Raw genomic sequence first — 22627 nt, 5'->3', positions numbered from 1 at the left:
TTTTGTATGCTTACCTTAAAAACATCAGATCTTTCGCCAATGCAATTGCAAAACTATTTGCAGTATGCCATTGCACCGCGTCCAATTTGTTTTGCTTCAACTATAGATGCTGCAGGGAATATAAATCTAAGCCCGTTTAGTTTTTTTAATATGTTTAGTACTAATCCACCGGTTTGTATTTTTTCTCCCGCTAGGAGAGTAAGAGATAATACCACTAAGCATACTTTAGAAAACGTATTAGAGGTAAAAGAATGTGTAATCAATATTGTTGATTATGCCATGGTACAGCAAATGAGCTTGGCGAGTACAGAATATGCCAAAGGTGTAAATGAATTTGAGAAAGCCGGTTTTAGCATGCTCGAATCTCATTTGGTAAAACCGCCTCGAGTTGCAGAAGCACCTGTTCAATTAGAATGCATTGTTAATCAGGTTATCCCATTGGGAGAACAAAATGGCGCTGGAAATTTAATTTTAGCAGAAATAAAGTTGATCCATATTAAGGAAGAAATATTAGATAGCGAGGGAAAAATTGACCAAGCAAAAATAGATTTGGTAGCACGTTTGGGCGGCGACTGGTATTGCAGAGTTACACCAGAAAGTTTATTTAAAGTAGCTAAACCACTTACTACCTTAGGAATTGGTGTAAATGCCTTGCCTATTTCTGTGAGAAATTCGAAGGTATTAACGGGCAATGATTTAGGGATGTTGGGCAATGTAGAAAATTTACCATCAGCAGAAGAAATTGATGCGATACAATGGAACAGCAATGTAAAAGATATTTTAGATGCCACAATTGGCGATACAACAAACAGAGAAAGAGAGTTGCATGAGTTGGCTCATCAATTATTAGCAGTAGGGAATGTTATTGATGCTTTGAAAGTTGTGTTGTTGTAGTTTAACTCATTATCGTGATAACAAATTGATCTTTTTACATACGGTTGCTATTTAGCGATTTTGCAACTGCAGTTTCTTGTAAAGGTATTTGTGATTTAGCCTGAAATTAAGAATTGCTAAATGGCACTTTAAAATGATTTACTCTACAAGAGTTACAGCCTTCAGAAAACGATTTTTGTAATAACCTTCTAAATCAGTAATAGTTACCCCTTTGGCTTTTCCAGATGAAGAATGAATAAACTTAATTTTACCATCTTCATCAATTGATGATATGATTCCAACGTGGCCTGGACTTCTTAATTTAGAATTTGTACCAGTGAACACCAATACATCGCCAACTTTTGCTTCTTCTAATTTAACTTGTTTGCCTTTTTTAGCAAAATCTACTGATGATCTAGCACCAGTAAAACCGAAATTTTTAAATACATAACTTACAAAACCAGAACAATCGAAACCTCTTTCTGGGCTTGCAGAAGCATATTTGTATTTAACACCAAGTAAAGATTTTGCGAAATCCATCACTTGAGTTGCTTTTTGGTTAGCAGCATCAGGTATTTGACCTAAGATATTTGTAACTGCTTCCTGATATTGTTTAGGAAGCGACTTCGGTTTAGTTTCTTGAGCTTTACTAGTTAGCCCTACAAACAAAAAGAATGAAATGATGAATAAGGTTTTCTTCATAATTTATATTCAAAGATAGCAATAAAATTATCTTTGCGGTAAGATGTTGATAACTTGCATGTTGATAGTTGATCTAACGAAAAAAACCTCGATTTGGTATCGAGGCTTTTAATTTTTTGTTCATTTTTTAAATTGAAGGAAACATGTTTTGTGATTTTTCACCAATTAGTGGCATAGGTTTTTGCTCGCCATTAATTGCTCCAATTAATCCAATTACCCAGATTATAAATAAGACAATGTATAACACATACATAATATAAACTAATGCACCAATTCCTGTAGTTAAAATTAATATGCCTAAAACAAAACCAACTCCCCATCCAATAATTAATGATACAATTGCGAAAAGTAAGGTTTGCCTTAAATGGTAGCTGCCTAAGGCTGTTTTTTGATCTTTGTGTAAAGCGAAATAAGCTATAAGCCATCCAATAATTGAAAAATAGCTAATAATTGCTGCTGTTTTGCCGTTGTCTGTTGTAGTGTTGTTTTCCATAAGTTTGTTTTTTAGTGACAATTATCAAATTAATTGCCAAACAAAATCAAATGAATAAACCCCAATTAACTCGCTTATGGAGTGGTAACTGCTACAGGTAAAACTTTTCCGTTAAAAAATTTATGCCCCGTACGGGCAAAATCGGCAACATATTTACCCATTTCAAATGCCAATACTGGGCTTTCGTAACCAGGAAAGGCTGATTCTAACATTTCTGTTTGTGCCGATCCTAAAGCCAAACAATTAACTTTAATACCTTTATCTGCTAACTCGAACGCTAAACATTCGCTTAAAGTATGCAAAGCTGCTTTACTTGCCGAATATGCTGCTAAACCAGGAAATTTTACGCTTCCTTGAAATCCGCCCATGCTGCCCACATTTACAATATGACTTCCGCTTTGCATTAATGGCACACAAGCTTTAATCATTTTAAAATGGCTCATCACATTACTATCTAGCATTTCTGCCAAATCTGCTTCTGTAGTTTCTAAAAAAGGTTTATTTATTAAGCTACCTGCATTGTTTATTAAAATATCAATTGTACCTAATCTTTCCTGTAAAAACGGAATAAGCAACGAATAATCATCATTTGCTAAATCAAAAGCAACTGGCAACAATGTGCAATCTGGGTTAATTTGTATGGCAATATCAAAAAGTTTTTTCAACTTATCTGTCGAACGAGCAATACAAACAACTTTGTTTTTGTTATCTAAAGAAAATTCTAAAGCAGTTTCAAATCCAATTCCGCTGCTAGCGCCAGTAATTATTATGTTCATTTCCTAATCCGCCGCTGCGGAACTTTAAATTAATTATCAAATTTCAATTCACCAACTCATCAACTCAACCTGCTAACTAACTCACCCACAATTAATCTTCTTCAGTTATCAGTTGCGTTACCGGATTAGCAATCACATGTAACCCATCGTTTATTAATTTCGTATGATCTTGTTCTGTGGCAGCTTTCATTTCCAAATAAATACGTAACTCTTTTTCAAAAACAGCATCAACACTTTTGTGGTAAACAATTTCTAAAATCTCTAAAGCGCAAAGCCAATCATGTCTATGTTTAGTTTTAAGCTCGTTAAAAATGCTTGGTAATTCTGCATATCCAATCTCATTTTCTCTGGTATTTCTTACTTTTTGGTATAAATTATGAAGATTTTTAGTATGTTCATCATAAACTATTTTATAAGTTTGAGCATGACTAATGAGCGGTATTTCTTCATAAGCATCCTTATCTGCAGCACCATTAAATACCGAAACAATTTTTTCGCCAACAGCCATATCGTAAACTCCCCATTCTGGTTTAAACAAAATGTTTTCGTTACTTTCTTTAACGGTACAATCTTCAAAAGCAATTAAAATCACTTTTTCATCAGCAATTAAAATATCCTTAACAACCCCTTTAACATTTATGCCGCTTTCAAAAGTTAAATCAGCTCTGCTACCTTTTGCAACGCCTATTATTTCTAGCTCTGCTAAAGTATGTGCTTCTAATGGCCTATCAGTATCCTTTAATTTGCCAACTGGCGATGAAAACCCGTCTTTGTGGTAGGCTTTCCCGTGTCCGTTTAATTGTTTACCATTAAAAGCTAAAGCAGATTCTCCAGTAGTTTTTATAAAAGTTAAACCATCATTTTTATCGATACCTACATCAGTAAAAACTCCAGTAACTTGCAAGCCAGAACTGTAAACCGCCGTACTCGGATTTTTACATTCAATCGCTTTTAAAATGCTTTCCGTACCGCCACGTCTAAATGCCATAGTATCCGCAAAAGCTTCTAAAACATCAATTAAGTTCTGAAAATTTTCAGTTACAAATAATTGAGGCTGTTGCTGTGTAATATCATACGTATAATTAACAGCATTAATATCGTACCATATTTTTTTAATATTTGGGTTCATGCAAGTTGCACTTTCACCTATCGATGAAAGCAAAGCAGCACCATAAATTTTCGGATTTTCTAAAGTGCCAATCAACCCATATTCTACCGTCCACCAATGCAACCTGCCTAATAAAGCCATTTCACTTGGTTCGCCCATATTTTCGGCAATAAACTTTAAATGCTTTTCAGCAGTAGCAATTTCTAATTCATCAACACCATGTGCCTCTTTTAAAATAGAAAGTTTTCTAATCGCTTCATACAGTTCAAAATCCTTACTGCTAAACATGGCTTTTGCGCCAATAGAACCAAAATAACTGAGGTAACTATTGTAGTCGGTATCGGCAATAATTGGCGCATGACCAGCGCTTTCGTGAATAATATCTGGAGCAGGTGTGTATTCTATGTGGTTAATTTGGCGAATATCTGCCGCAATTACCAAAACACGATAAGCTTGATACTCCATAAAAGCAGCAGGCGGAATAAAGCCATCAACTGTAACTGCACCCCAACCAATTTTACCTAAATTATCATTCATCGATTGCAAATCTGGGATATACTCTATACTTAAACCCGCCCTTTGCAAACCTTTAATATAAGGGTAAAATGCCACATGTTTTAAATAGCTATAATTTTGGCGCATTACATAACGCCAAACCGCTTGGTCTACCGGCGTATATTTTTCGTAATTTTGCTCTACTATAAATTGCCTCAAGTGTTTAGGCAGTTTGGCTACTTGTTGATTATTAAAATCATTAAAATCACTCATAGTATATGTGGATGTTGATTATGGCTAAATTAGCTTCTTAGAATTAGTATTCCAAAAAAAGAATGCCCTTTTACGCTAATATGATGAGTATCATTTTTATTTGAAAAGCAATTGCAGCAGCTTTTGGCTAAAGGAGTCCCGCCAACGCTTCAATCTTTTTTGTTTTTTAAAACTTACAAAGTCTCTCGAGATTGCTTTAGAAGACTTCGTAAGTTTAAAACAAAAAAGTATTTCTCGCTAAGTCGGGTTTAAAATGCAATTGTACTACTCTTTGGTTCAGTTGCAGGATGTAAATGCCAAAAGCTTAGATAATTATTTAAAGTGTTGATTTTCAAATACTTATGTTAAAAAAAATGAAATTGCCGCTTGGGCTGCGAATGAAGTAGATTTTTTAGTCATTCAATTTTTCAAGCTCAACCTCTAATTTATCAAAGTTCTCCTCGTTTTTATCAATTACATAAGGTTTTAGCTTGCTGCACTCTTTAGCAGTTTCAAAAAGCATTTTAAAAACAATTTTGGTTTGGCTTTCGGCTAAGCTCTCAAACGTAAAAAGAACTTGAAACAAGGGTTGTGAAAGTCTTTTCCAAGCAATTAATGTAGGTTTTTCTATTTTAATAAATTCACATTCGTTGGCATAATTTCCAACTTCGGGCCCATGCATTATAAAACTCCATTTGCCACCAACCCTAAAATCAAATTCATTAAAAGTATTGGTAAAACCTGCTGGTCCCCACCAATTTTTTAAATGAGCCGGATTAGCAAATGCTTCAAAAACACTTTCAATTTTAAAGTTTACAATCCTTGAGCTTACAATTTCGCTTTCGGGCGTGGTTTGGATAATGTTAGTTGCCATTGTATTTTAAATATCAGTAAGCTATTTTTTTAATGTGCAGAAACAGCTTTTAAGCCAATAATGCTACCTATTAAAGTAAAAATAAAAAATATTCTCCAAAAATTTGCTGGATCTTTAAAAACAAAAATGCCCATTAGTACTGTTCCAACAGCGCCAATACCAGTCCACACAGCATAAGCGGTGCCAATTGGTAAGGTTTGGGTTGCTTTAACTAGCAACAACATACTTATGGTAAGCGAAATAAAAAAGCCGATGTACCAATAATAAACATCGTTGCCTGTTGCTTCTTTGGCTTTACCTAAGCAAGAAGCAAAAGCTACTTCAAATAAGCCAGCAATAATTAAAATGATCCAATTCATGGTGTTGTATTTTAAGCAAAGATGGAAAATGTAAAGGGGAATTGGTAATTAATTTGAATTTGTTGTGAGAGCTTTTGTTGTGGTTGGGAATAGTTTTTCGTGACAAACGAGCTAATTAGCCTTTAAATAGCTATCTCTTGAAGCCAGTCCGTGCGTAGTCGAAGATCAGTTTTTTAAACAGCTTAAATAGAATACAAAAACCAATTGTTCAAATGATTTTATTGTTAATTCATTCTTTCTGCCCACTTTAGTGCTGTTGGTAGTTCTTGATTTGAAAATTCAATGTGAATTACTCGTCTTTTTTTGTTATTGGTTGTACGGCTTGAGCTGTGTAAAATTAAAGGTTTCATTATCATAATTCCACCTTTGTTAACAACGCATGTTGTTTCAATTTCAGTTGTCCAATCGATAGTTTCTGGTCTATAAACTTTCTTTAAGTGTGATTGTGGAATAACTCTTAATGCACCGTTATTTTCATCTGTATCGTCTAAATGAATGCGGATAGTAAAATTATTTTCTAAGATGTGAATTGGTGGTTGTACCGCAAACTGGTTTTGCTTTGCTGTCCAAGGTCCGAAATTTTCAAGTTCAATTTTTTTGTCAACAGAAATTGTCAAATCCTGATGATAAGCAACATACCAATTTGAAGTTTCAGGTTTGTCGAAATAAATGCTCTTTACCACAAAGTATTTATCGCCTAATATTTGAACCATAATATTATTTAGCTTCTCGTTAAATACTAAATTCCTCATCTCTGGAATTTCTTTTAAAAACTGTCTAATGGCGAAAAGATCAGCCGATTTTCTAAAAGTTTCTTTTGTTTGGTTGGCGTGGTTAATGGCCCACAGTATTTGCTCTATTTCTTCATCAGTATATATATTGTTAACAGTCGTAAAACCATTTTCAGCAATTTCTACTTTTTGGCTTTCGGTTATAGTCATTTTTATCGATGGTGTTGGTTTAAGTAGTTAACGTTTTACGGCTTGGCGATGTGGCGGATTTTTAGCACAAATGTTTATTCAGAGCACAAAACTTTCGACTACCACAAAACTGTCTGCGGAGTACGAAAGCCCGCCTATTGCAAATGTGTTGTTACTTGCTGTGTTGTTTTCGGTTATACATTTTCAATTACGAATTTAACGATTTTCTCTTTACGTTGTTGTATAAGTTCTTTCGTCCAAGTTTCACTTTTAACCGTCATTTCTTGAATTTCTCGTTGCTGTGTCAACTCTTTATAAGTAGCTCTCTTATCGGCAAATGGTTTGTTACCAACTGAACAATTATGTGACTTAGAAAGCAACAAATAATTCCCTAAACAATTGATGTATTGATTTACAAATTCCTCGTCATAATTGTCATATCCTGTTTCAGGATTTTCGGTTTGCGGTGCAATATGTTCTAATTCTGGATTAACGATTTTGTCAAAACGTGTTGCTTTGTAACCACTTTTGCCTTGACTTTGCAAATGGTTTTCATATTTCCAAAGTAGATATTTTGCAGTTGAATGATTTAATCCGCCTTGAATTGAACGCTCTAATTCTTTGTTCCCCCAATATGACCACCACCAATCTTGTGTAGTTTTCATCCAATCAATTCTAATATTTATTGGTGTGATGTCAGGATTTTCAGAAGTGAATTTTTGGTAAACGTCATTTAATCGTGATGTAATTTCGGCTCTTGTTCCGATTAGTCTATGTCGCAAAACCATTGTTTCCAACTTGCTACAAAGCAAATTGATTTGATTTATTGGTAAACCAAATTTGTATGCTTTGATAATGAAAGGCATTGCAATACCAATTCCACCAAGTGTTACAAGCGAATGAATTTCCAAATTTTCTCTTTCGTCTTTGCTGAAAAATGTTGTTAGATGCTCAAAACTGATTGCAAGCGATTGAGTAAATGATTTGATAAATGGTATTGGATTTGCTTCCGTTAACAACTTATTTATTTTGTCGATTGCATTTGTTTCCCAAAGTGAATTGAAATGAACACGAAGTGTGTAAACCAGAACATCATCTTCGTTAATTCGGTATTCAATTGAAGAAATTGATTTATAAATTTCTTCAAATCGGTCTTTGATTTCTTTTATCAGACTTTCTTTTTCTTCTCCACCATAAAGATGAACGTTGAACATAAATTGAGCCTTAATAATTTCCAAATTTGAAGGTTGTTTACCTCTGTTGTTTTGGAAAATAAACATTTGAATTGCTTCCGATGCGTCTTTTACTGGATGTGTTGTGCAAGATGCGTTTTGAACTGTATCCAACATTTTCAATAAATACGTTTCGTCTTTATCTGCAAGTTGTGAAGTGAAAAAGTCAAACGCAATTGCAATACGTTTTGCAGAAACGGTTTTTATTCCATTTCTGTCTTTTTTGCTTTGGTCAATTACGCAATCTTTGAAAAATCTGTCGTCATAATCAACTGTTTCAAAACGATAAGTTGAGTTTCGTTTAATGATATCTTCAAATGTTTCCTGCTCTGTTTCATTTAAAGGTCTGATTTGTTTTAGTCTGCTGAATAATACTGATAAGAAAATAATGATTGTCGTCATTCGCTGTTGTCCGTCAATTATTCCAAACTTTTTCTCGTCTTTTTCTTCAAATAAAAAGTGTCCGAAATAGTATTTTGATTTGGTTGAACTTTTATTATAGTCTTCCAAATCAGATAAAAAAACGTTTGTCTGTTTTGGTGAATTTACTTTTTCAAGTTCTGTGTCCCAAGAATATGCTCTTTGATAAGTTGGCACAAAAATCTTGTTGCCTGCTAACATTTGTTTTATAGTTGTAGATGCTTCCATTAAATATGTTTCGGATTAAAAAATATCAAAGGTGACGAAGCCACCTTTGATAAATGTTTTTAAAGAGCTGGTTGGTGTTTTTTTGTTGGACTTTTTGAGCAAGAGTTCATAGTCAAACTTGACAAACTGGAATACTTGTTTCCACAACATTTACAAGTGTATTGTGGTTTTTCACTTCCTTCGTAAAGTTCGTGTTTCTTTCCCTCTGGATTTCTTGAACAAGAGTTCATTGTTAAACTTGAAACGCTGGAATATTTATTTCCGCACCATTTGCAATAAAAGTTTGCCATAATATTTTTGGTTTTTTCATTTGTGCTTACTCTATTCGGTTTTCAGCTTTCCCCGTTAGATCTAAAATGTCGGATTTCAATTAACTATAAATTGTAGCAATCGATTAACTTTTCATTCTCAATGACATATTTATTGTCAATAGTTGCTAATTCTTTATTTTCAGAAGCAAGGTAATACAAAATTTAACCACCACGTTACGGTTTCCCGTAAGCATAATTTATTTTTTCAACCCGTCATGCAACCTTAAACTTGAGCACTATTTTTTCATTCTAAACCTGATTGCAGCGATATCCTTTTTGGTTAAAGTCTTAAAACTTAAGAAGTCTTCTGACAAAGTAGTAAATAGACTTCGCAAGTTTTGCAGTGGGCAAAAAGATATAGCGAAAAGCAGGAGCAAACTTTAAAAAAAGCTTGTGCCATAGCTTTGCTAAAAATTAAATTTTAGGGAAATCTTTTTTAACGCGAAACGTGAAATACTTTTGCGAAAAGTAACTAAATACAGCCAATATGAGTGTAATTAAGGCTTTGGAAATAGTTGGGTAAAATAAAAATCCTTCTACCAAAATTTTCATTAATGCGTAGTTTAACAAAATATTTGTACCGTAAACAGTGGCATACCTAAATAATTGTATGCGCCCTTTGAGGTTAGATTTGGTAAAAACCAGGTATTTGTTTAGCACAAAACCAACACAAAAAGTTACTGCAGATTCTAAAATTAGGGCGGCAATTGGTGCAGTGATTAAAAATCGGTTAATGTGCACATCTTGCTGGTGCAAAATGTAGTTGTAGATAATGTAGTAGCCAATAATGCCTGTTGCAACCGTAATACCTCCACTGGCCATGTACCTAAATGTATGTAACGAAAACCATTTTTTAAAAGGTGGATAAAAGAAATCTATAATGGCTAAAATGGCTTTACGCATAGGTTGGCAAGAGTTGTTAATTTATTTTGTAACGCATAAGCTTAGCTAAAAATTGTATTATATAAACAATTGCGTGCTTTATTATTTAAAGCACGCAATTTAAGTATTGACTATGGTATTTTAAAATTTGCAACTTGTTTTAAGGCGCTATAATGGTAAAAAGGTAAGTGGCAAAAATAACCAATAAAACTACACCTTGCAGCATATTGGTTTTTCCAGTAGCTAATGATAGCATAATGGTAAAGAGCGATAGTAAAAGTAATACGGTTGCTTTCATATCTACCCCTAATGTGATCGTCATGCCAGTAATCATAGCTACAATGGCTACTGCTGGTATAGTTAAACCAATACTAGCCAATGCCGAGCCTAAAGCTAAATTTAAACTAGTTTGCAGGCGGTTTTTTCGGGCGGCATTATAGGCTGCTAAGCCTTCGGGTAGTAAAACTACGGCTGCAATAATTACCCCAACTAAAGATTTTGGCGCACCAGCATTTACAATGGCAAGTTCTATATCTGGTGCTAATGCTTTGGCTAATAACACCACAATGGCTAAGCAAGTGAGTAGCAAAATGCCACTAATTAAAGCTGTTTTTTTTGAGGGTGGTGCTGCATGAACTTCTTCATTACCAGCTTCTACGGGAGGCAAAAAGAAATCTCGATGCCTAACGGTTTGCGTTAATACAAAAGCACCATAAATAATTAAGGAGATAACTGCTACAAAACCCAATTGCACCGGACTGTAAAAAGGTCCAGGTTTACTGGTAGTGTAATTTGGTAAAATTAGTGTTAGAACAATAATTGCACTCAAAGCTACTAAAGCCACACTTACGCCACTTAAACTAAAAACTTGTTGCTTAAATTTTGCACCTCCAACTAATATACAAATACCAATCATACCAGTAAGGATAATCATTACTGCAGCTAGTACTGTATCTCGGGCTAAAGCAGTAGTTTCTGGTCCGCCAGTTAACATTAATGACACGATTAGTGCCACTTCGATTGTTGTAATAGCCAATGCCAACAGCAACGTGCCATAAGGTTCGCCAACTTTGTGTGCAACTACTTCGGCATGGTGCACTGCAGCTAAAACGCTTGCAATTAATAATATGGTAAGTATAATAATGTATGATGTACCTAACCCACTTATTGGACTAAAATAAGCTAACCAAGCAAGAATGGGTGCCACTATTGTCCATAAGGGTAATTGTAGTTTTTTAAGCATAATTTAATTTGTATTTTAATAACATTTATAGCGCTTTAGTGTTTGTAGATTTCTTAAAATACACATAAATATTGGTTTTTTGCTTTTTGTAAGCAGATATTTACGTTTCAAAAATGGATATAAAGTGCGTTTTTGTACCTTAGTCTTTCAATATTGAGATATGATGAAAAGCCTGTTATTTGCTTTAATTTTGAGTTTTTTTGAATTGCTTGCTCATGGGCAGACTGATACGGCTGCTTATCGCTTATTAGCCAAAGAAATTCAAAAGAAATTTGCTCCTGATAAACGAGCAATTTATGTAAACCTACAAATTAAAGGCGACTCGGTATGGTTAGAAAGTTCGTCTGCATTGGTTTTAGCCGAATTTGAGAAATTAAAACCAACTCGTTCTGAGGTTAAATATACTTCGGTTTTGTTGCCGAGTAAAGCATTAAACGGATTAGAATATGGGGTTTCTAATTTGTCTGTAAGTAATAATAGAGCAAATCCCCAAAATGCAGCAGAGCTGATGACACAAATGATTTTGGGTACGCCCGTTAAGATTTTAAAAAAGCAAGGTGGATTTTATTTGGTGCAAACGCCAGATTTATATTTGAGTTGGACGGATGGAAGTGCGATTAAGCCAATGACAAAAACCGAATTTGAAACGTGGCAAGCTGCAGAAAAAGTGGTGTTTACGGCAGATTTTGGTCATGCATTTACAAAACCTAATGCTAATGAGTTACGTGTTTCTGATTTGGTGAGTGGTAATATCTTACAATTGTTAAATAATGGAAAGGTCTTTAGTAAAGTCGCTTATCCTGATGGGAGAGTAGGTTATGTAGAAACAGCTAAAATTAAACCTTATGAAGATTGGGTTAAAAGAAACAATCCATCGGCTAAAGCAATTTTAACTACTGCAAAAAATTTAGTTGGCGTACCTTATTTATGGGGCGGTACATCTGTTAAAGGGGTAGATTGTAGTGGTTTTACCAAAACCGCTTATTTTTTAAATGGGATTATTATTCCACGTGATGCATCGCAGCAAGCTTTAGTTGGCAACGTAGTTGATGTTTTGGAAAATGATAACATTAGCGTAGCAAAATGTATGAAAAATTTACAAGCTGGAGATCTGTTATTTTTTTCGGCCGCAAAGCGGAGAGGTGTAAATGGCGGCAGAGTTACCCATACTGCAATTTACATGGGCGATGGAGAGTTTATACAAAGCGCTGGAATGGTTAAAATTAGTAGTTTGATACCAACAGCTGCCAATTATGATGCTGGACAAAGCACAACTTTGGTTGGTGCTCGAAGAATTTTAACTGAAATTGGTAAGCCCGAAATTACGAGGGTAGAGGAACACGATTGGTATGGGAGAAAATAAGATGATTACAATATATCACAACAATAGCTGTAGTAAAAGCAGAACTGCCTTGGCAGAATTAACAAAAAGTGGAGAAGATTTTGAAGTTATTAATTACTTAGAACAGGTACCCAGTATTAAACTTTTAAAAGAAATTATTGCAAAACTAGGCATTAAGCCTTTTGAACTGGTTCGAATTACAGAAAACCTATACAAGGAAAAATTTAAAGGCAAAACCTTGTCTGATGAAGAATGGATTTTAGCCATGCATGAAAACCCGATTTTAATACAAAGACCAATTTTAATTAAAGGCGATTTAGCGGTTATTGGTAGAAGTGAAGATGCTTTGGATGAGATTTTGTAAAAAAATTAACGTCATTTCGAACGAGTTTTTCACGAGGAGAAATCTTTTTTGTAAACAATCTAAACAGATTTCTCCTCGTGCCTCGTTCGAAATGACGGGTGCATATTAAGCCAATAAATTTCTCCAGCTTACTTTACCTTCAATAATTGTATGTAATTCTTTAATTTCAATACGTTGTTGCTCCATCGTATCTCTATGTCTTATTGTTACTGTATTATCTTCTAAAGTTTGATGATCTACAGTTACGCAGAAAGGTGTGCCAATGGCATCCATACGACGGTAACGTTTACCAATAGCATCTTTCTCTTCATAAACACAGTTGAAATCAAATTTCAATTGATCCATAATTTCACGAGCTTTTTCTGGTAAACCATCCTTTTTAGTTAAAGGGAAAATAGCCACTTTAATTGGTGCCAAAGCTGGATGTAAACGAAGCAAAGTTCTACTGTCTTGTTTATCTTCAGTACTTAAATCTTGTTCTTCAAAGGCGTTAATCATTGTTAACAAGAACATTCTATCTAAACCTATCGAAGTTTCGATAACATAAGGAACGTAATTGCCATAAGGTTTACCTTCTTCATTTAAATCGTTATCAAAATATTGCATTTTCTTTCCAGAAAACTCTTGGTGTTGTGTTAAATCGAAATCAGTTCTGCTGTGTATACCTTCAACTTCTTTAAAACCAAAAGGGAATTCAAATTCGATATCTGTTGCTGCATTGGCATAATGTGCCAACTTAACATGGTCGTGGAAACGATATTTTTCTGGAGCAGTGCCCAAAGCTTTGTGCCATTTTAAACGAGCTTCTTTCCAGTAAGCAAACCATTTTACATCTTCGCCAGGGCGAACAAAAAATTGCATTTCCATTTGCTCAAACTCACGCATCCGCATAATAAACTGACGAGCAATTACTTCGTTTCTAAAAGCCTTTCCAATTTGTGCAATCCCAAAAGGAATTTTCATTCTGCCAGATTTTTGCACATTTAAAAAGTTAACAAAAATACCTTGAGCTGTTTCTGGCCTCAAGTAAACTTCATCGCTACCTTCAGCCATTGCACCAAACTGGGTGCTAAACATCAAGTTAAACTGACGAACATCAGTCCAGTTTGAAGTTTTAGAAATAGGGCAAATTACTTTATAATCAACAATTAAGTCTTTTAGTTGCGCTAGATTTTCAGATTTCAAGGCTAAATTCATTTCAACCTCAAGTGCTAAACCTTTTTTAACAAACTTCCAGCTAGCCTCATCTACAAAAGAGTATTGTGCATTATCTACAACTTCTGTTTCGTTTCTAAAACCAGTAATCCAAGTAGCCTGATCTTCATCGCTTTTTGCTAAAATTCCATGCTGAAAGCTTTCGAATTTAGTTTTGTTCTCTTCGCTAAAATTTGCTAATTCCGAGTATAATTCATCAATTTTATTTTCCAATAACTGATCAGCACGGTAACGTTTATTACTGTCTTTATTGTCAATCATTGGGTCGTTAAAACCATCAACATGCCCACTTGCTTTCCATACTTTAGGGTGCATAAAAATTGCAGAATCAATTCCTACAATGTTTTCGTGCATCTGCACCATTGCTTTCCACCAGTAAGTTTTAATATTATTCTTTAATTCGGCACCTAGTTGTCCATAGTCGTAAACGGCACTTAAACCGTCATATATTTCGCTGCTTTGAAATACAAAACCGTATTCCTTAGCGTGTGATATTACATTTTTAAATTGTTCGTCGTTTGTTTTAGCCATAGTAGCGCAAAGATAATATTTAAAGATGAAAGACTAAAGCTAAAAGACTAAAGCAGAATTACTATAGCTTAATAACATGCAAGCGGACAACTTATATTTCCTTAAATGTCTTATATGGTCAATTGAAAAGCAATTCTATTACAAAAAAACTTATATCAGTCCCGCCCTCGCTACAATCTTTTTTGTTTTTTAAAACTTACGAAGTCTCTTGCTCGTGTGTTAGAAGACTTCGTAAGTTTAAACAAAAAAGTATCTCCGCTAAGTCGCCTGCCTGCCGGTAGGCAGGGGTTTATCTTACTCAGGCTTTTGCTACTATGTAGTTCTAGGCGTACAGCAACCCGTAATAGAATTACCGGCTTAAGTTATATAAACGGGATAGTAGCGGAAATCCTTTTTGTGTTACGCTGAGCGTAGTCGAAGCGCACAAAAAGATTGAAGTGCATAGCCCGACTTACTTTAATAGAGTTCTGTTTTTGCTTTTTTAGAAAAAAATTAAGCATTTTACCCTAAGCCCTTAACCAACTAACCCCTGCACGCCAACTCAATATTTTTTCCTACTTTCGGTAATTTACTAAGCGTATACAAAATGAAGAGAATTCTTTCTATAGATGGCGGCGGCATTCGTGGGATTATCCCAGGTATGATTTTAGTGGCATTGGAAGAAAAAATTCAAAGGGCAACTAAAAATCAAAACGCACATATAATAGATTATTTTGATTTTTTTGCTGGTACAAGTACGGGCGGTATATTGTTATCTATTTTGCTTTGTCCGGATGATGAGAACCTGCAAAAACCTAAATATACCGCAAAACAAGCTTTAGATATTTACTTAGAACATGGTGTCGAAATTTTTTCGGCCAATAGATGGCGCCGGTTTTTAGGTAAATTTGGTTTGGTGAGCGAGTTATATGATGCCACAATTTTAGAGAAAATTTTAGACGGCTATTTTGGTAATAAAAAATTAAGCGAGTTGTTAAGGCCTTGTATGATTACCGCTTATGATATCGAGTTACGTAAAAATCATCTATTCAGGCAACAGAAAGCCATTTCTCATGGTGCCTCTAGAGATTTTTATATCAAAGATGTTTGCAGAGCAACAGCTGCAGCGCCAACTTATTTTGCTGTTGCCGAAATCTTCTCTTTAGCAAAAACACGTTATCCTTTGGTAGATGGTGGTGTATTTGCTCATAATCCATCTCTATCTGCAATGTTAGAAGTAATGAAGACCTACAAAACCTACAAAATTGATGATATTTGGATTTTATCATTAGGTACGGGTTTGTCGAAAATATCTTACCAGTACGAAGATTTTAAAAAGAAAAAAGCAATTTCTATCGGGCCAGCTTTGGTAGACATTATGAGTAGCAGTTCTGCAGAAAGTAGCAATTATTTTCTCAAACAATTATTTAGATCGGTAAATGAGAGTAGCAATTATATCCGTATCGATCCCAGTAATCTTTCCTCCATAAATTCTTCAATGGATGCCGCTACGCCTTCCAATATTCAAAAAATAGTTTCCCTTGGCGATAAGTTAGTTAGCGAAAATGAAGAATTATTGGATCGTATTGTGAAAAATCTCATCGAAGATAAAAAAGCTAAAGAAGAAACTTCAGTTTGGAACTTTTTAAAGCGATAAGCATCACATTAATTACATTCTAATTTAATACAAAGGATTAACTTTGCGATTCAAAATAGATTACGTGAAGCACATTAAATTTTCGTTTTTACTTCTTGCCATTGTTGGCATTTCATTTATCGGGCCAACAAAACATCATTATATTAGTTTTAAAACGGCCAAAGAATTTCGTTCATTCTTAAATAGAGAAACAGCCGGTTTTCCATTAATTAGTGCACACCGTGGAGGTCCAATGCCTGGCTTTCCAGAAAATGCGATTGAAACTTTTGAAAATTCAACTACTTATCAGCCAGTAATTATAGAGTTTGATGTGGCTTTAAGTAAAGATTCTGTTTTAGTGGTTATGCATGATGACAAATTGGACAGAACAAGTACAGGTACTGGACCAATTGGCAGCTACACCTTTACAGAATTACAAAAGTTTAGCTTAAAAGATAAAGCAGGACAGGTAACCTCATTTAAAATACCTACAATTGAGCAAGTGTTGAAATGGGGCAAAAACAAGGTGATTTTTACCATCGATATTAAAAGAGGTGTACCTTATGCTAAAATTGTAGATGCGGTACGTAAAACTAAATCTGAAACGAACGCCATTATTATAACTTATAATGCCAATCAAGCTGCCGAGGTGCATAAATTAGCACCAGATTTAATGATATCGGCATCTGCCAGAAAAGTGGAAGACATTGAGCGTTTAAATAGTATGGGCGTACCAAACAATAGAATTGTAGCTTTTGTGGGTACAGCAGCACCAGATCAGGTAGTTTATAAATATTTGCACAGCAAAGGCATTAGTTGCATTTTAGGTTCAATGGGCAACTTAGATCGCAGTGCGATGGCTAACCCAAACCAAAAGGTTTACGAAAAATTACTAGCTAACGGAGCAGATATGATATCTACTGATGAAGTTGTATTAGCAGGAAAACAATTTGATAGCTATAGAACTGATAAAAAACTTAAATTTGCTAACCTAAGCATAAAGTAAATTGAGCATCGTTGTAAAAAAATTAGTTAAAAAGTTCGATAGCCAAATCGCAGTAAATGAGATTAGCTTTGAGGCAAAACCTGGGAAAATTTTGGGTTTTTTAGGGCCAAATGGTGCCGGAAAATCTACAACGATGAAAATGCTTACTGGTTATATGAAGCCAACATCCGGCGATGCCGAAATTTGTGGTAAAAGTATTTTAACTGATGAATTGGCAGTGAAAAAGCTAATTGGTTATTTGCCAGAAAATACACCTTTGTACAACGAAATGTACATCCGTGAGTTTTTAAATTTTGTTGGCGAAACTTATCAAATCCCCAATCTTAAAAACAGAGTTGACGATGTGATTAAAAAAGTGGGTTTAACGGCAGAACAGCATAAAAAAATTGGCACACTTTCTAAAGGTTACAAGCAGCGTGTCGGTTTAGCTCAAGCCATTATTCATAATCCAGAAGTGTTAATTTTAGATGAACCAACCTCTGGTTTAGATCCCAATCAATTGGCAGAAATAAGAACTTTGATTAAAAACTTAGGAAGAGAAAAAACCGTAATTATTTCTACCCACATTATGCAAGAAGTAGAAGCTTTGTGTGATGAAGTAATTATCATAAATAAAGGCAATATTGTTGCAAATGAGACGCTTCAGGGATTAAAAGAAAAAAATAAGACAGCATCATTAGAAGAAATTTTTAGAAACTTAACGTCAGATTAAATGAGAATTAGAACATTACTAACCATGCTGATTTGCGTTTTTATCTTTACAACTACAAAAGCGCAAATTAGTACCATTGGCATCGGACCAGAGTTAAATGTGCCAACAGGTAATTCATCAAATATCAGTTCAATTGGAGCAAGTGCGGCCATAAAAGTAGAATTAGGCTTGTCGCCAAAAACTGGTTTAACTATTAATAGTGGCATCACTAGTTTTTTAGGGCGTAATTATTTTGGCATTCGCACACCAGCAGAAACTGCTGTACCGTTAAAAGGTGGCTTTAAATATTATACGTCACCTAATTTTTATGTAGAAGGGCAAGTTGGTACAAATTTTCCTATATCGGGAAATGCCAAATCAGGCTTCGTTTGGTCGCCAGGAGTTGGTACTTATTTAAAACTCCGCAATTCTGATAACCAATTAGATGTGGGCTTACGTTATGAAGGTTGGTCGAGCAGAAGAACAATTACAGCTACAAACGCAACGTTTAGTACTTTTAGTTTTATTGGTTTAAGGGTTGCTTACGCTTTTAATCTTTAGTTAAAATCTGCCAATATGGTTATTTACCATTTGTCAAGCTAATGTAGGAATTAAATTTCGCTCAGAAATTAATGAACTGATTTACATTTTGTTAGTTTTTTAAAACTTAATCTTTATTCCTAAAACTCTTAAAAGTTGTAACGATTGGCAAACTTCTTGTGTCTTAAAGTTCAATTAATTCAAATTTAATTTAACAAAAACACAATGAAAAAATTATTATTATCATTAGCCTTAGTTGCAGGTTTAGGTTTTGCAGCAAGTGCACAAACAGAAGGTGCGGTTAGAAAATTAAGTGTTGGCGCAGATTTCGGTTTTCCTACAGGAAGCAATTCTGAAAATAAATTGTATGTAGGTGGTTCATTACAATTTGAGCAACCAGTAGCTAAAGCATTAAATTTAACTTTATCAGCAGGTTATTTAGCTAATATGGTTACAGGAAATCCAAAAGACATACTAGAAGCAGCAGGTTTACCAACAAGTTTTGGCTACATTCCTTTAAAAGCAGGTGCTAAATATTATTTCGGAGGTAACTTTTATGGAGCAGGTGAAGTTGGTGCTGCTATTAGCACAGAAGACGGAATGGGTACTTCATTCATTCTTGCTCCAACTTTAGGTACTTCTTTTTCAGTTTCAGACAAATCTAGCTTAGATTTTGGTGTACGTTACGAAAACTGGTCTAGAGATGGTGGCTCTAGAGGTTTTATTGGTTTGCGTGCAGCTTTTGCATTCGGTTTGTAAGCAATTATATTTTACATTATTAAAGGCTTTTCACATTGTGGAAAGCCTTTTTTATTGTTAATTTTATGGTAATCCCTTTTGTTTATGATATTTCAATACATATTTTTCTTTCTAATATATCCGGCAGCGCTTTATTTTAGTATTTACATTGGCATTTTGTATGCTAAAAAGCGTGTTAAACTCAATAAAGTTTGGAAATCTATCGGGCTTGAATCTAGCTTAGTAAGTATTTACTCATTGCTACTTTCATTTTCATTAGTTTTATCTAGCAACCATGCAGCAAATAGAAATCATGAAATTTATGCAGTAGCCGACAGATTATCAGTATTGGTGAAAAAGGCAAAATATTACGATGAACCACTTAAGCAACATTTGCAAACCTATCTTAAATCATTTTTCGAAATACATGATAAAAATTTAAAAGTAAATGGATTTTCAACTTCAAGGGTTGTTGCAGAAGTTATTAAAATAGATCAAAATCTAGATAAATTTTTAATTCAGCATCAAAAAACCAATGCAGAAACAAGTGCAGAAATAGATAGAATTTTAACACACATCACAAATTTAAGATCATCCTATATAAGGTTAACTGAGAATTACAATCAAAGTACACCAACATTAATTATTGCAATTCTCATTGTTTATTCGCTTTTAATTGGGTTTTTAATAGGTTTTATGATGAATATCGAAAATAACCAAACCTTCATACTTGCAGGTATCTTTTTCTTTATTAGTTGGGTTATGGTAGCTGCAATTTGGGATCAAGACCACCCGAACCTTGGTTTTATACAGCCAAATTACCAAAGTATAACAGATATAAGCAGCATTTTCAATTCACATTTGAAAGGTGAATAATTTCTTACTCATAAATAATTAGCTAACTTCGGCATCATTAATCGCATTGCATGTACGCAGTTTTTAAACGAGAATTATTTAGTTTTTTAAATTCATCGGTGGCTTACATCACCATTGGTATATTTTTATTGGCTTGCGCCATGTTACTTTGGTTTTTTCCAGAAACTTCTATATTAGATTATGGTTATGCAGAGCTGAATGGCTTTTTTAGTCTTGCGCCATTTTTATTTATTTTTTTGATACCTGCTATTACCATGCGTTCGTTTGCAGAAGAAAGAAGAGAAGGTACTTATATAATTTTGGCAACAAAGCCTTTAACCAATACTCAAATTATAGCTGCTAAATTTCTTGCCTGTGTAGTTTTAATGCTATTTGCTTTATTACCAACACTAATCTATTATTACAGCATTTATCAATTGGGTTTAACTAAAGGGAATATAGATAGTGGAGCTGTAATTGGTTCGTATTTAGGTTTATTTTTATTAGGAAATGCATTTACTGCCATTGGTATTTTTGCTTCATCCATTACAAAAAATCAAGTTATTGCTTTCGCGGTAGCTGTTTTTTTATGCTTTTTCACTTTCAGTGGATTTGAATCGCTTAGCCAACTCTTTGAAATGCAAACTTTAGGTATTATTCTAATCAATTTAGGTATCAATGAGCATTATCAATCGATAAGCAGAGGAGTTTTAGATACTCGAGACTTAGTTTACTTTATCACTTTTGTGTTGTTGTTTTTAGGATTTACACAGCTAGCAATAGGAGGTAGAAAGTGGTAGATTTTAAGACTAAAGCTGAAAGACCAAAGACTAATTCTGAAAGACTAAAAAAGAAGAATTGGCTAAAAATACTTGGATTTTTAGCCGTTTTGGTGTTGATAAATGTAATTGCTCAATACTTTTATACACGCATCGATTTTACTAAAGAAAAACGATACACCTTAAACTCAAAAACAAAAGAAATTTTAGCGAAAACAGAAAAAGACATCACCATAACTGTGTTTTTAGACGGAGAAATACCAAGTGCTTTTAAGAGATTACGCAATGCGACGAAGGATTTGTTGAATGATTATAAAGCGTACTCAAATGCCAAAGTAAAAATTATTTTTCAAGATCCCTTGGATGGTGTGGCGGCAAATGAACAAGATACACTAATTAAAAGTTTGGGTGAGATTGGGATTAAACCCATCGCAATTAATATTAAAAACGATGCTGGTTTAACGCAAAAAATTATCTTCCCAATGGCATTAATTGATATTGATGGCAAGCCAATGGCAATTAATTTATTGCAAAAAACTGGCGGGCCAGCAACTGATTACGAAACAAATATCAATAGCTCGATACAAAATTTAGAATATTCATTTACAGCAGCAATTAAGAGGTTACAAAAAGGCCAAAATCCTAAAATTGGATTTTTGGATGGTCATAACAAAGCATTAGAAACTCAATTTTACGATGCAGTAAATAATACGCTTTCGCAAAATTTTTATGCAGGTTTTGTAGATCTCCAAATTATTAAAAAACAAGGCTTAGATGATTTGGATGTTCTTTTTATTACCAAACCACAAACAGCTTTAAGCGAATTGGAAAAGTATAAAATTAACTATTTTGTAATGAAAGGTGGCAGGTTGGTTTGGTCTATAGATCAGGTTATTGCCAGTTTAGATAGTTTGCAAAAGCGACCAGAAATAATGGCTACCAATAATCAATTAAACATTGATGACATGCTTTTTGAATATGGTGCTAGAATTAATTATAATTTAATAACAGATGTTAATAGTGCAGCTATTCCGGTGGCTACCAACAATCCTGGTGAGCAAGCACAAATAGATTTGGCACCATGGATTTATTATCCAATTCTTACTCCTGATACATCCAATGCTCTGGTGAAAAATATTGATGGTGTAAAAGCAGAATTTGCAAGTACAGTAGATATTATAGATGTGCCAAACATAAAGAAAACAATAATTCTTCAAACATCACCTTACAATAAAGTTTTTGAAACGCCTAAAATGCTCTCCCTACAAATGTTGGCGCAAGAGCCAAAACAAGAAGAATATACCAGTATGCCAAAAACTGCAGGTATTTTATTAGAAGGAAGATTTAAATCAGTATTTTTAAATAGACCAGTACCAGCAGGAATTGATGAAGATTACAATTTGCCAGCTATTAGTAAACCAACCAAAATGATAGTAATTGGCGATGGAGATATTTTTGCAAATCAATATAGTAAGGCTGACAATTCTATTTTCCCGTTAGGATTAGATAGATATACCCAACAAAATTATGGCAATAAAGCATTATTGTTAAATATCGCCGATTATTTTACAGATGATGATAACCTTATCGCCTTGCGAAACAAAGAAATAAAAGTAAGATTGCTAAATAAAGCATTAATAAAAGCCGAAAAATTAAAATGGCAATTAATTAATACTGCTTTCCCGTTCATATTGTTAATATGTTTCGCAACTTTTCAACATTATTACCGTAAGCATAAGTATGCAAAGTAATTTTTATATTTTTGAATATATATAAAACCAAA

22 protein-coding genes are annotated in these 22627 nt (G+C 34.1%); 11 read left to right on the top strand and 11 right to left on the bottom strand.

Translation table 11 applies throughout. The annotated features are described in order from the left end of the window. Positions 1-6: 6 nt before the first annotated feature. Positions 7-894, top strand: a complete 888-nt coding sequence (locus tag FA045_RS12965; protein ID WP_136877510.1) for a flavin reductase family protein — start codon at positions 7-9, stop codon at positions 892-894. A gap of 138 nt (positions 895-1032) precedes the next feature. On the opposite strand, the gene FA045_RS12960 is transcribed toward FA045_RS12965, so the two are convergent. The 10 genes from FA045_RS12960 to FA045_RS12910 all read right to left on the bottom strand — a co-directional run bounded on the left by FA045_RS12960 (position 1033) and on the right by FA045_RS12910 (position 11168). Continuing rightward, positions 1033-1575 carry a C40 family peptidase gene (locus FA045_RS12960; protein WP_136877509.1) on the bottom strand — a complete coding sequence of 181 codons (543 nt, stop codon included), beginning with the start codon at positions 1573-1575 and terminating at the stop codon, positions 1033-1035. A gap of 127 nt (positions 1576-1702) precedes the next feature. Continuing rightward, a complete protein-coding gene (locus FA045_RS12955) occupies positions 1703-2068 on the bottom strand; it encodes a hypothetical protein (RefSeq protein ID WP_136877508.1) in 366 nt (121 codons plus the stop codon). A 74-nt stretch (positions 2069-2142) separates the two neighbouring features. After that, positions 2143-2844, bottom strand: a complete 702-nt coding sequence (locus FA045_RS12950) for an SDR family NAD(P)-dependent oxidoreductase (RefSeq protein ID WP_136877507.1) — start codon at positions 2842-2844, stop codon at positions 2143-2145. Positions 2845-2935: 91 nt separating this feature from the next. After that, entirely contained in the window at positions 2936-4720 is a 1785-nt protein-coding gene (locus FA045_RS12945) for an aromatic amino acid hydroxylase (protein WP_136877506.1), read from the bottom strand. A gap of 391 nt (positions 4721-5111) precedes the next feature. Further along, the gene (locus FA045_RS12940) at positions 5112-5573 is read right to left on the bottom strand and encodes an SRPBCC family protein (protein WP_136877505.1); all 462 of its coding nucleotides are present in this window, start codon (positions 5571-5573) and stop codon (positions 5112-5114) included. Positions 5574-5602: 29 nt separating this feature from the next. Then, positions 5603-5932: a DMT family transporter gene (locus tag FA045_RS12935; protein WP_136877504.1), complete on the bottom strand. Its 330-nt coding sequence runs from the start codon at positions 5930-5932 to the stop codon at positions 5603-5605. 224 nt (positions 5933-6156) lie between these two features. Further along, entirely contained in the window at positions 6157-6873 is a 717-nt protein-coding gene (locus tag FA045_RS12930) for a phytanoyl-CoA dioxygenase family protein (RefSeq protein ID WP_136877503.1), read from the bottom strand. Positions 6874-7046: 173 nt separating this feature from the next. Beyond that, positions 7047-8732, bottom strand: coding sequence for a DUF262 domain-containing protein (locus FA045_RS12925; RefSeq protein WP_169305061.1), 1686 nt, complete (start codon positions 8730-8732; stop codon positions 7047-7049). Between the two features lie 725 nt (positions 8733-9457). Beyond that, a complete protein-coding gene (locus tag FA045_RS12915) occupies positions 9458-9946 on the bottom strand; it encodes a GtrA family protein (protein ID WP_136877502.1) in 489 nt (162 codons plus the stop codon). 139 nt (positions 9947-10085) lie between these two features. Then, positions 10086-11168: a calcium:proton antiporter gene (locus FA045_RS12910; protein ID WP_136877501.1), complete on the bottom strand. Its 1083-nt coding sequence runs from the start codon at positions 11166-11168 to the stop codon at positions 10086-10088. 160 nt (positions 11169-11328) lie between these two features. Between FA045_RS12910 and FA045_RS12905 the strand changes: the two genes are divergently transcribed. Further along, complete coding sequence (locus FA045_RS12905) at positions 11329-12531, top strand: C40 family peptidase (protein WP_136877500.1); 1203 nt, start codon at positions 11329-11331, stop codon at positions 12529-12531. 1 nt (position 12532) lies between these two features. Next, positions 12533-12874 carry an arsenate reductase family protein gene (locus FA045_RS12900; protein ID WP_136877499.1) on the top strand — a complete coding sequence of 114 codons (342 nt, stop codon included), beginning with the start codon at positions 12533-12535 and terminating at the stop codon, positions 12872-12874. Positions 12875-12979: 105 nt separating this feature from the next. Here the strand turns inward: FA045_RS12900 and FA045_RS12895 are convergent, their stop codons facing one another. Next, positions 12980-14620 (bottom strand): glycine--tRNA ligase, encoded by a 1641-nt coding sequence (locus tag FA045_RS12895; protein WP_136877498.1) that lies wholly within the window; start codon positions 14618-14620, stop codon positions 12980-12982. Positions 14621-15206: 586 nt separating this feature from the next. On the opposite strand from FA045_RS12895, the gene FA045_RS12890 reads away from it, so the two are divergent. The 8 genes from FA045_RS12890 to gldG all read left to right on the top strand — a co-directional run bounded on the left by FA045_RS12890 (position 15207) and on the right by gldG (position 22595). Then, entirely contained in the window at positions 15207-16256 is a 1050-nt protein-coding gene (locus FA045_RS12890; protein ID WP_136877497.1) for a patatin-like phospholipase family protein, read from the top strand. A 64-nt stretch (positions 16257-16320) separates the two neighbouring features. After that, complete coding sequence (locus FA045_RS12885; RefSeq protein WP_225871339.1) at positions 16321-17241, top strand: glycerophosphodiester phosphodiesterase family protein; 921 nt, start codon at positions 16321-16323, stop codon at positions 17239-17241. A gap of 1 nt (position 17242) precedes the next feature. Continuing rightward, complete coding sequence (locus FA045_RS12880; RefSeq protein WP_136877496.1) at positions 17243-17953, top strand: ATP-binding cassette domain-containing protein; 711 nt, start codon at positions 17243-17245, stop codon at positions 17951-17953. Next, entirely contained in the window at positions 17954-18493 is a 540-nt protein-coding gene (locus FA045_RS12875; protein ID WP_136877495.1) for a hypothetical protein, read from the top strand. A 204-nt stretch (positions 18494-18697) separates the two neighbouring features. Further along, positions 18698-19231 (top strand): hypothetical protein, encoded by a 534-nt coding sequence (locus FA045_RS12870; protein ID WP_136877494.1) that lies wholly within the window; start codon positions 18698-18700, stop codon positions 19229-19231. Between the two features lie 84 nt (positions 19232-19315). Then, positions 19316-20086, top strand: coding sequence for a bestrophin-like domain (locus FA045_RS12865; protein ID WP_136877493.1), 771 nt, complete (start codon positions 19316-19318; stop codon positions 20084-20086). A 50-nt stretch (positions 20087-20136) separates the two neighbouring features. After that, a complete protein-coding gene (gene gldF, locus FA045_RS12860; RefSeq protein WP_136877492.1) occupies positions 20137-20865 on the top strand; it encodes a gliding motility-associated ABC transporter permease subunit GldF in 729 nt (242 codons plus the stop codon). Next, complete coding sequence (gldG, locus tag FA045_RS12855; protein ID WP_225871338.1) at positions 20859-22595, top strand: gliding motility-associated ABC transporter substrate-binding protein GldG; 1737 nt, start codon at positions 20859-20861, stop codon at positions 22593-22595. Before gldF ends, gldG begins: the two co-directional genes overlap by 7 nt. Positions 22596-22627 lie beyond the last annotated feature (32 nt).

It is taken from the genome of Pedobacter cryotolerans, from assembly GCF_005116475.1.
Taxonomy (GTDB): Bacteria; Bacteroidota; Bacteroidia; order Sphingobacteriales; family Sphingobacteriaceae; genus Pedobacter; species Pedobacter cryotolerans.
This window is presented reverse-complemented; position numbering and strand designations above follow the sequence as displayed.

Excerpts from the sequence above, each read along its gene's own strand:
- FA045_RS12925 (WP_169305061.1), bottom strand. The coding sequence starts at position 8,732 with ATGGAAGCATCTACAACTATAAAACAAATGTTAGCAGGCAACAAGATT.
- FA045_RS12930 (WP_136877503.1), bottom strand. The coding sequence starts at position 6,873 with ATGACTATAACCGAAAGCCAAAAAGTAGAAATTGCTGAAAATGGTTTT.
- FA045_RS12945 (WP_136877506.1), bottom strand. The coding sequence starts at position 4,720 with ATGAGTGATTTTAATGATTTTAATAATCAACAAGTAGCCAAACTGCCT.
- gldF (WP_136877492.1), top strand. The coding sequence starts at position 20,137 with ATGTACGCAGTTTTTAAACGAGAATTATTTAGTTTTTTAAATTCATCG.
- FA045_RS12955 (WP_136877508.1), bottom strand. The coding sequence starts at position 2,068 with ATGGAAAACAACACTACAACAGACAACGGCAAAACAGCAGCAATTATT.
- FA045_RS12900 (WP_136877499.1), top strand. The coding sequence starts at position 12,533 with ATGATTACAATATATCACAACAATAGCTGTAGTAAAAGCAGAACTGCC.
- FA045_RS12935 (WP_136877504.1), bottom strand. The coding sequence starts at position 5,932 with ATGAATTGGATCATTTTAATTATTGCTGGCTTATTTGAAGTAGCTTTT.
- FA045_RS12865 (WP_136877493.1), top strand. The coding sequence starts at position 19,316 with ATGATATTTCAATACATATTTTTCTTTCTAATATATCCGGCAGCGCTT.
- FA045_RS12895 (WP_136877498.1), bottom strand. The coding sequence starts at position 14,620 with ATGGCTAAAACAAACGACGAACAATTTAAAAATGTAATATCACACGCT.
- FA045_RS12950 (WP_136877507.1), bottom strand. The coding sequence starts at position 2,844 with ATGAACATAATAATTACTGGCGCTAGCAGCGGAATTGGATTTGAAACT.
- FA045_RS12915 (WP_136877502.1), bottom strand. The coding sequence starts at position 9,946 with ATGCGTAAAGCCATTTTAGCCATTATAGATTTCTTTTATCCACCTTTT.
- FA045_RS12905 (WP_136877500.1), top strand. The coding sequence starts at position 11,329 with ATGATGAAAAGCCTGTTATTTGCTTTAATTTTGAGTTTTTTTGAATTG.
- FA045_RS12910 (WP_136877501.1), bottom strand. The coding sequence starts at position 11,168 with ATGCTTAAAAAACTACAATTACCCTTATGGACAATAGTGGCACCCATT.
- FA045_RS12940 (WP_136877505.1), bottom strand. The coding sequence starts at position 5,573 with ATGGCAACTAACATTATCCAAACCACGCCCGAAAGCGAAATTGTAAGC.
- FA045_RS12890 (WP_136877497.1), top strand. The coding sequence starts at position 15,207 with ATGAAGAGAATTCTTTCTATAGATGGCGGCGGCATTCGTGGGATTATC.
- FA045_RS12870 (WP_136877494.1), top strand. The coding sequence starts at position 18,698 with ATGAAAAAATTATTATTATCATTAGCCTTAGTTGCAGGTTTAGGTTTT.
- FA045_RS12965 (WP_136877510.1), top strand. The coding sequence starts at position 7 with ATGCTTACCTTAAAAACATCAGATCTTTCGCCAATGCAATTGCAAAAC.
- FA045_RS12875 (WP_136877495.1), top strand. The coding sequence starts at position 17,954 with ATGAGAATTAGAACATTACTAACCATGCTGATTTGCGTTTTTATCTTT.
- FA045_RS12960 (WP_136877509.1), bottom strand. The coding sequence starts at position 1,575 with ATGAAGAAAACCTTATTCATCATTTCATTCTTTTTGTTTGTAGGGCTA.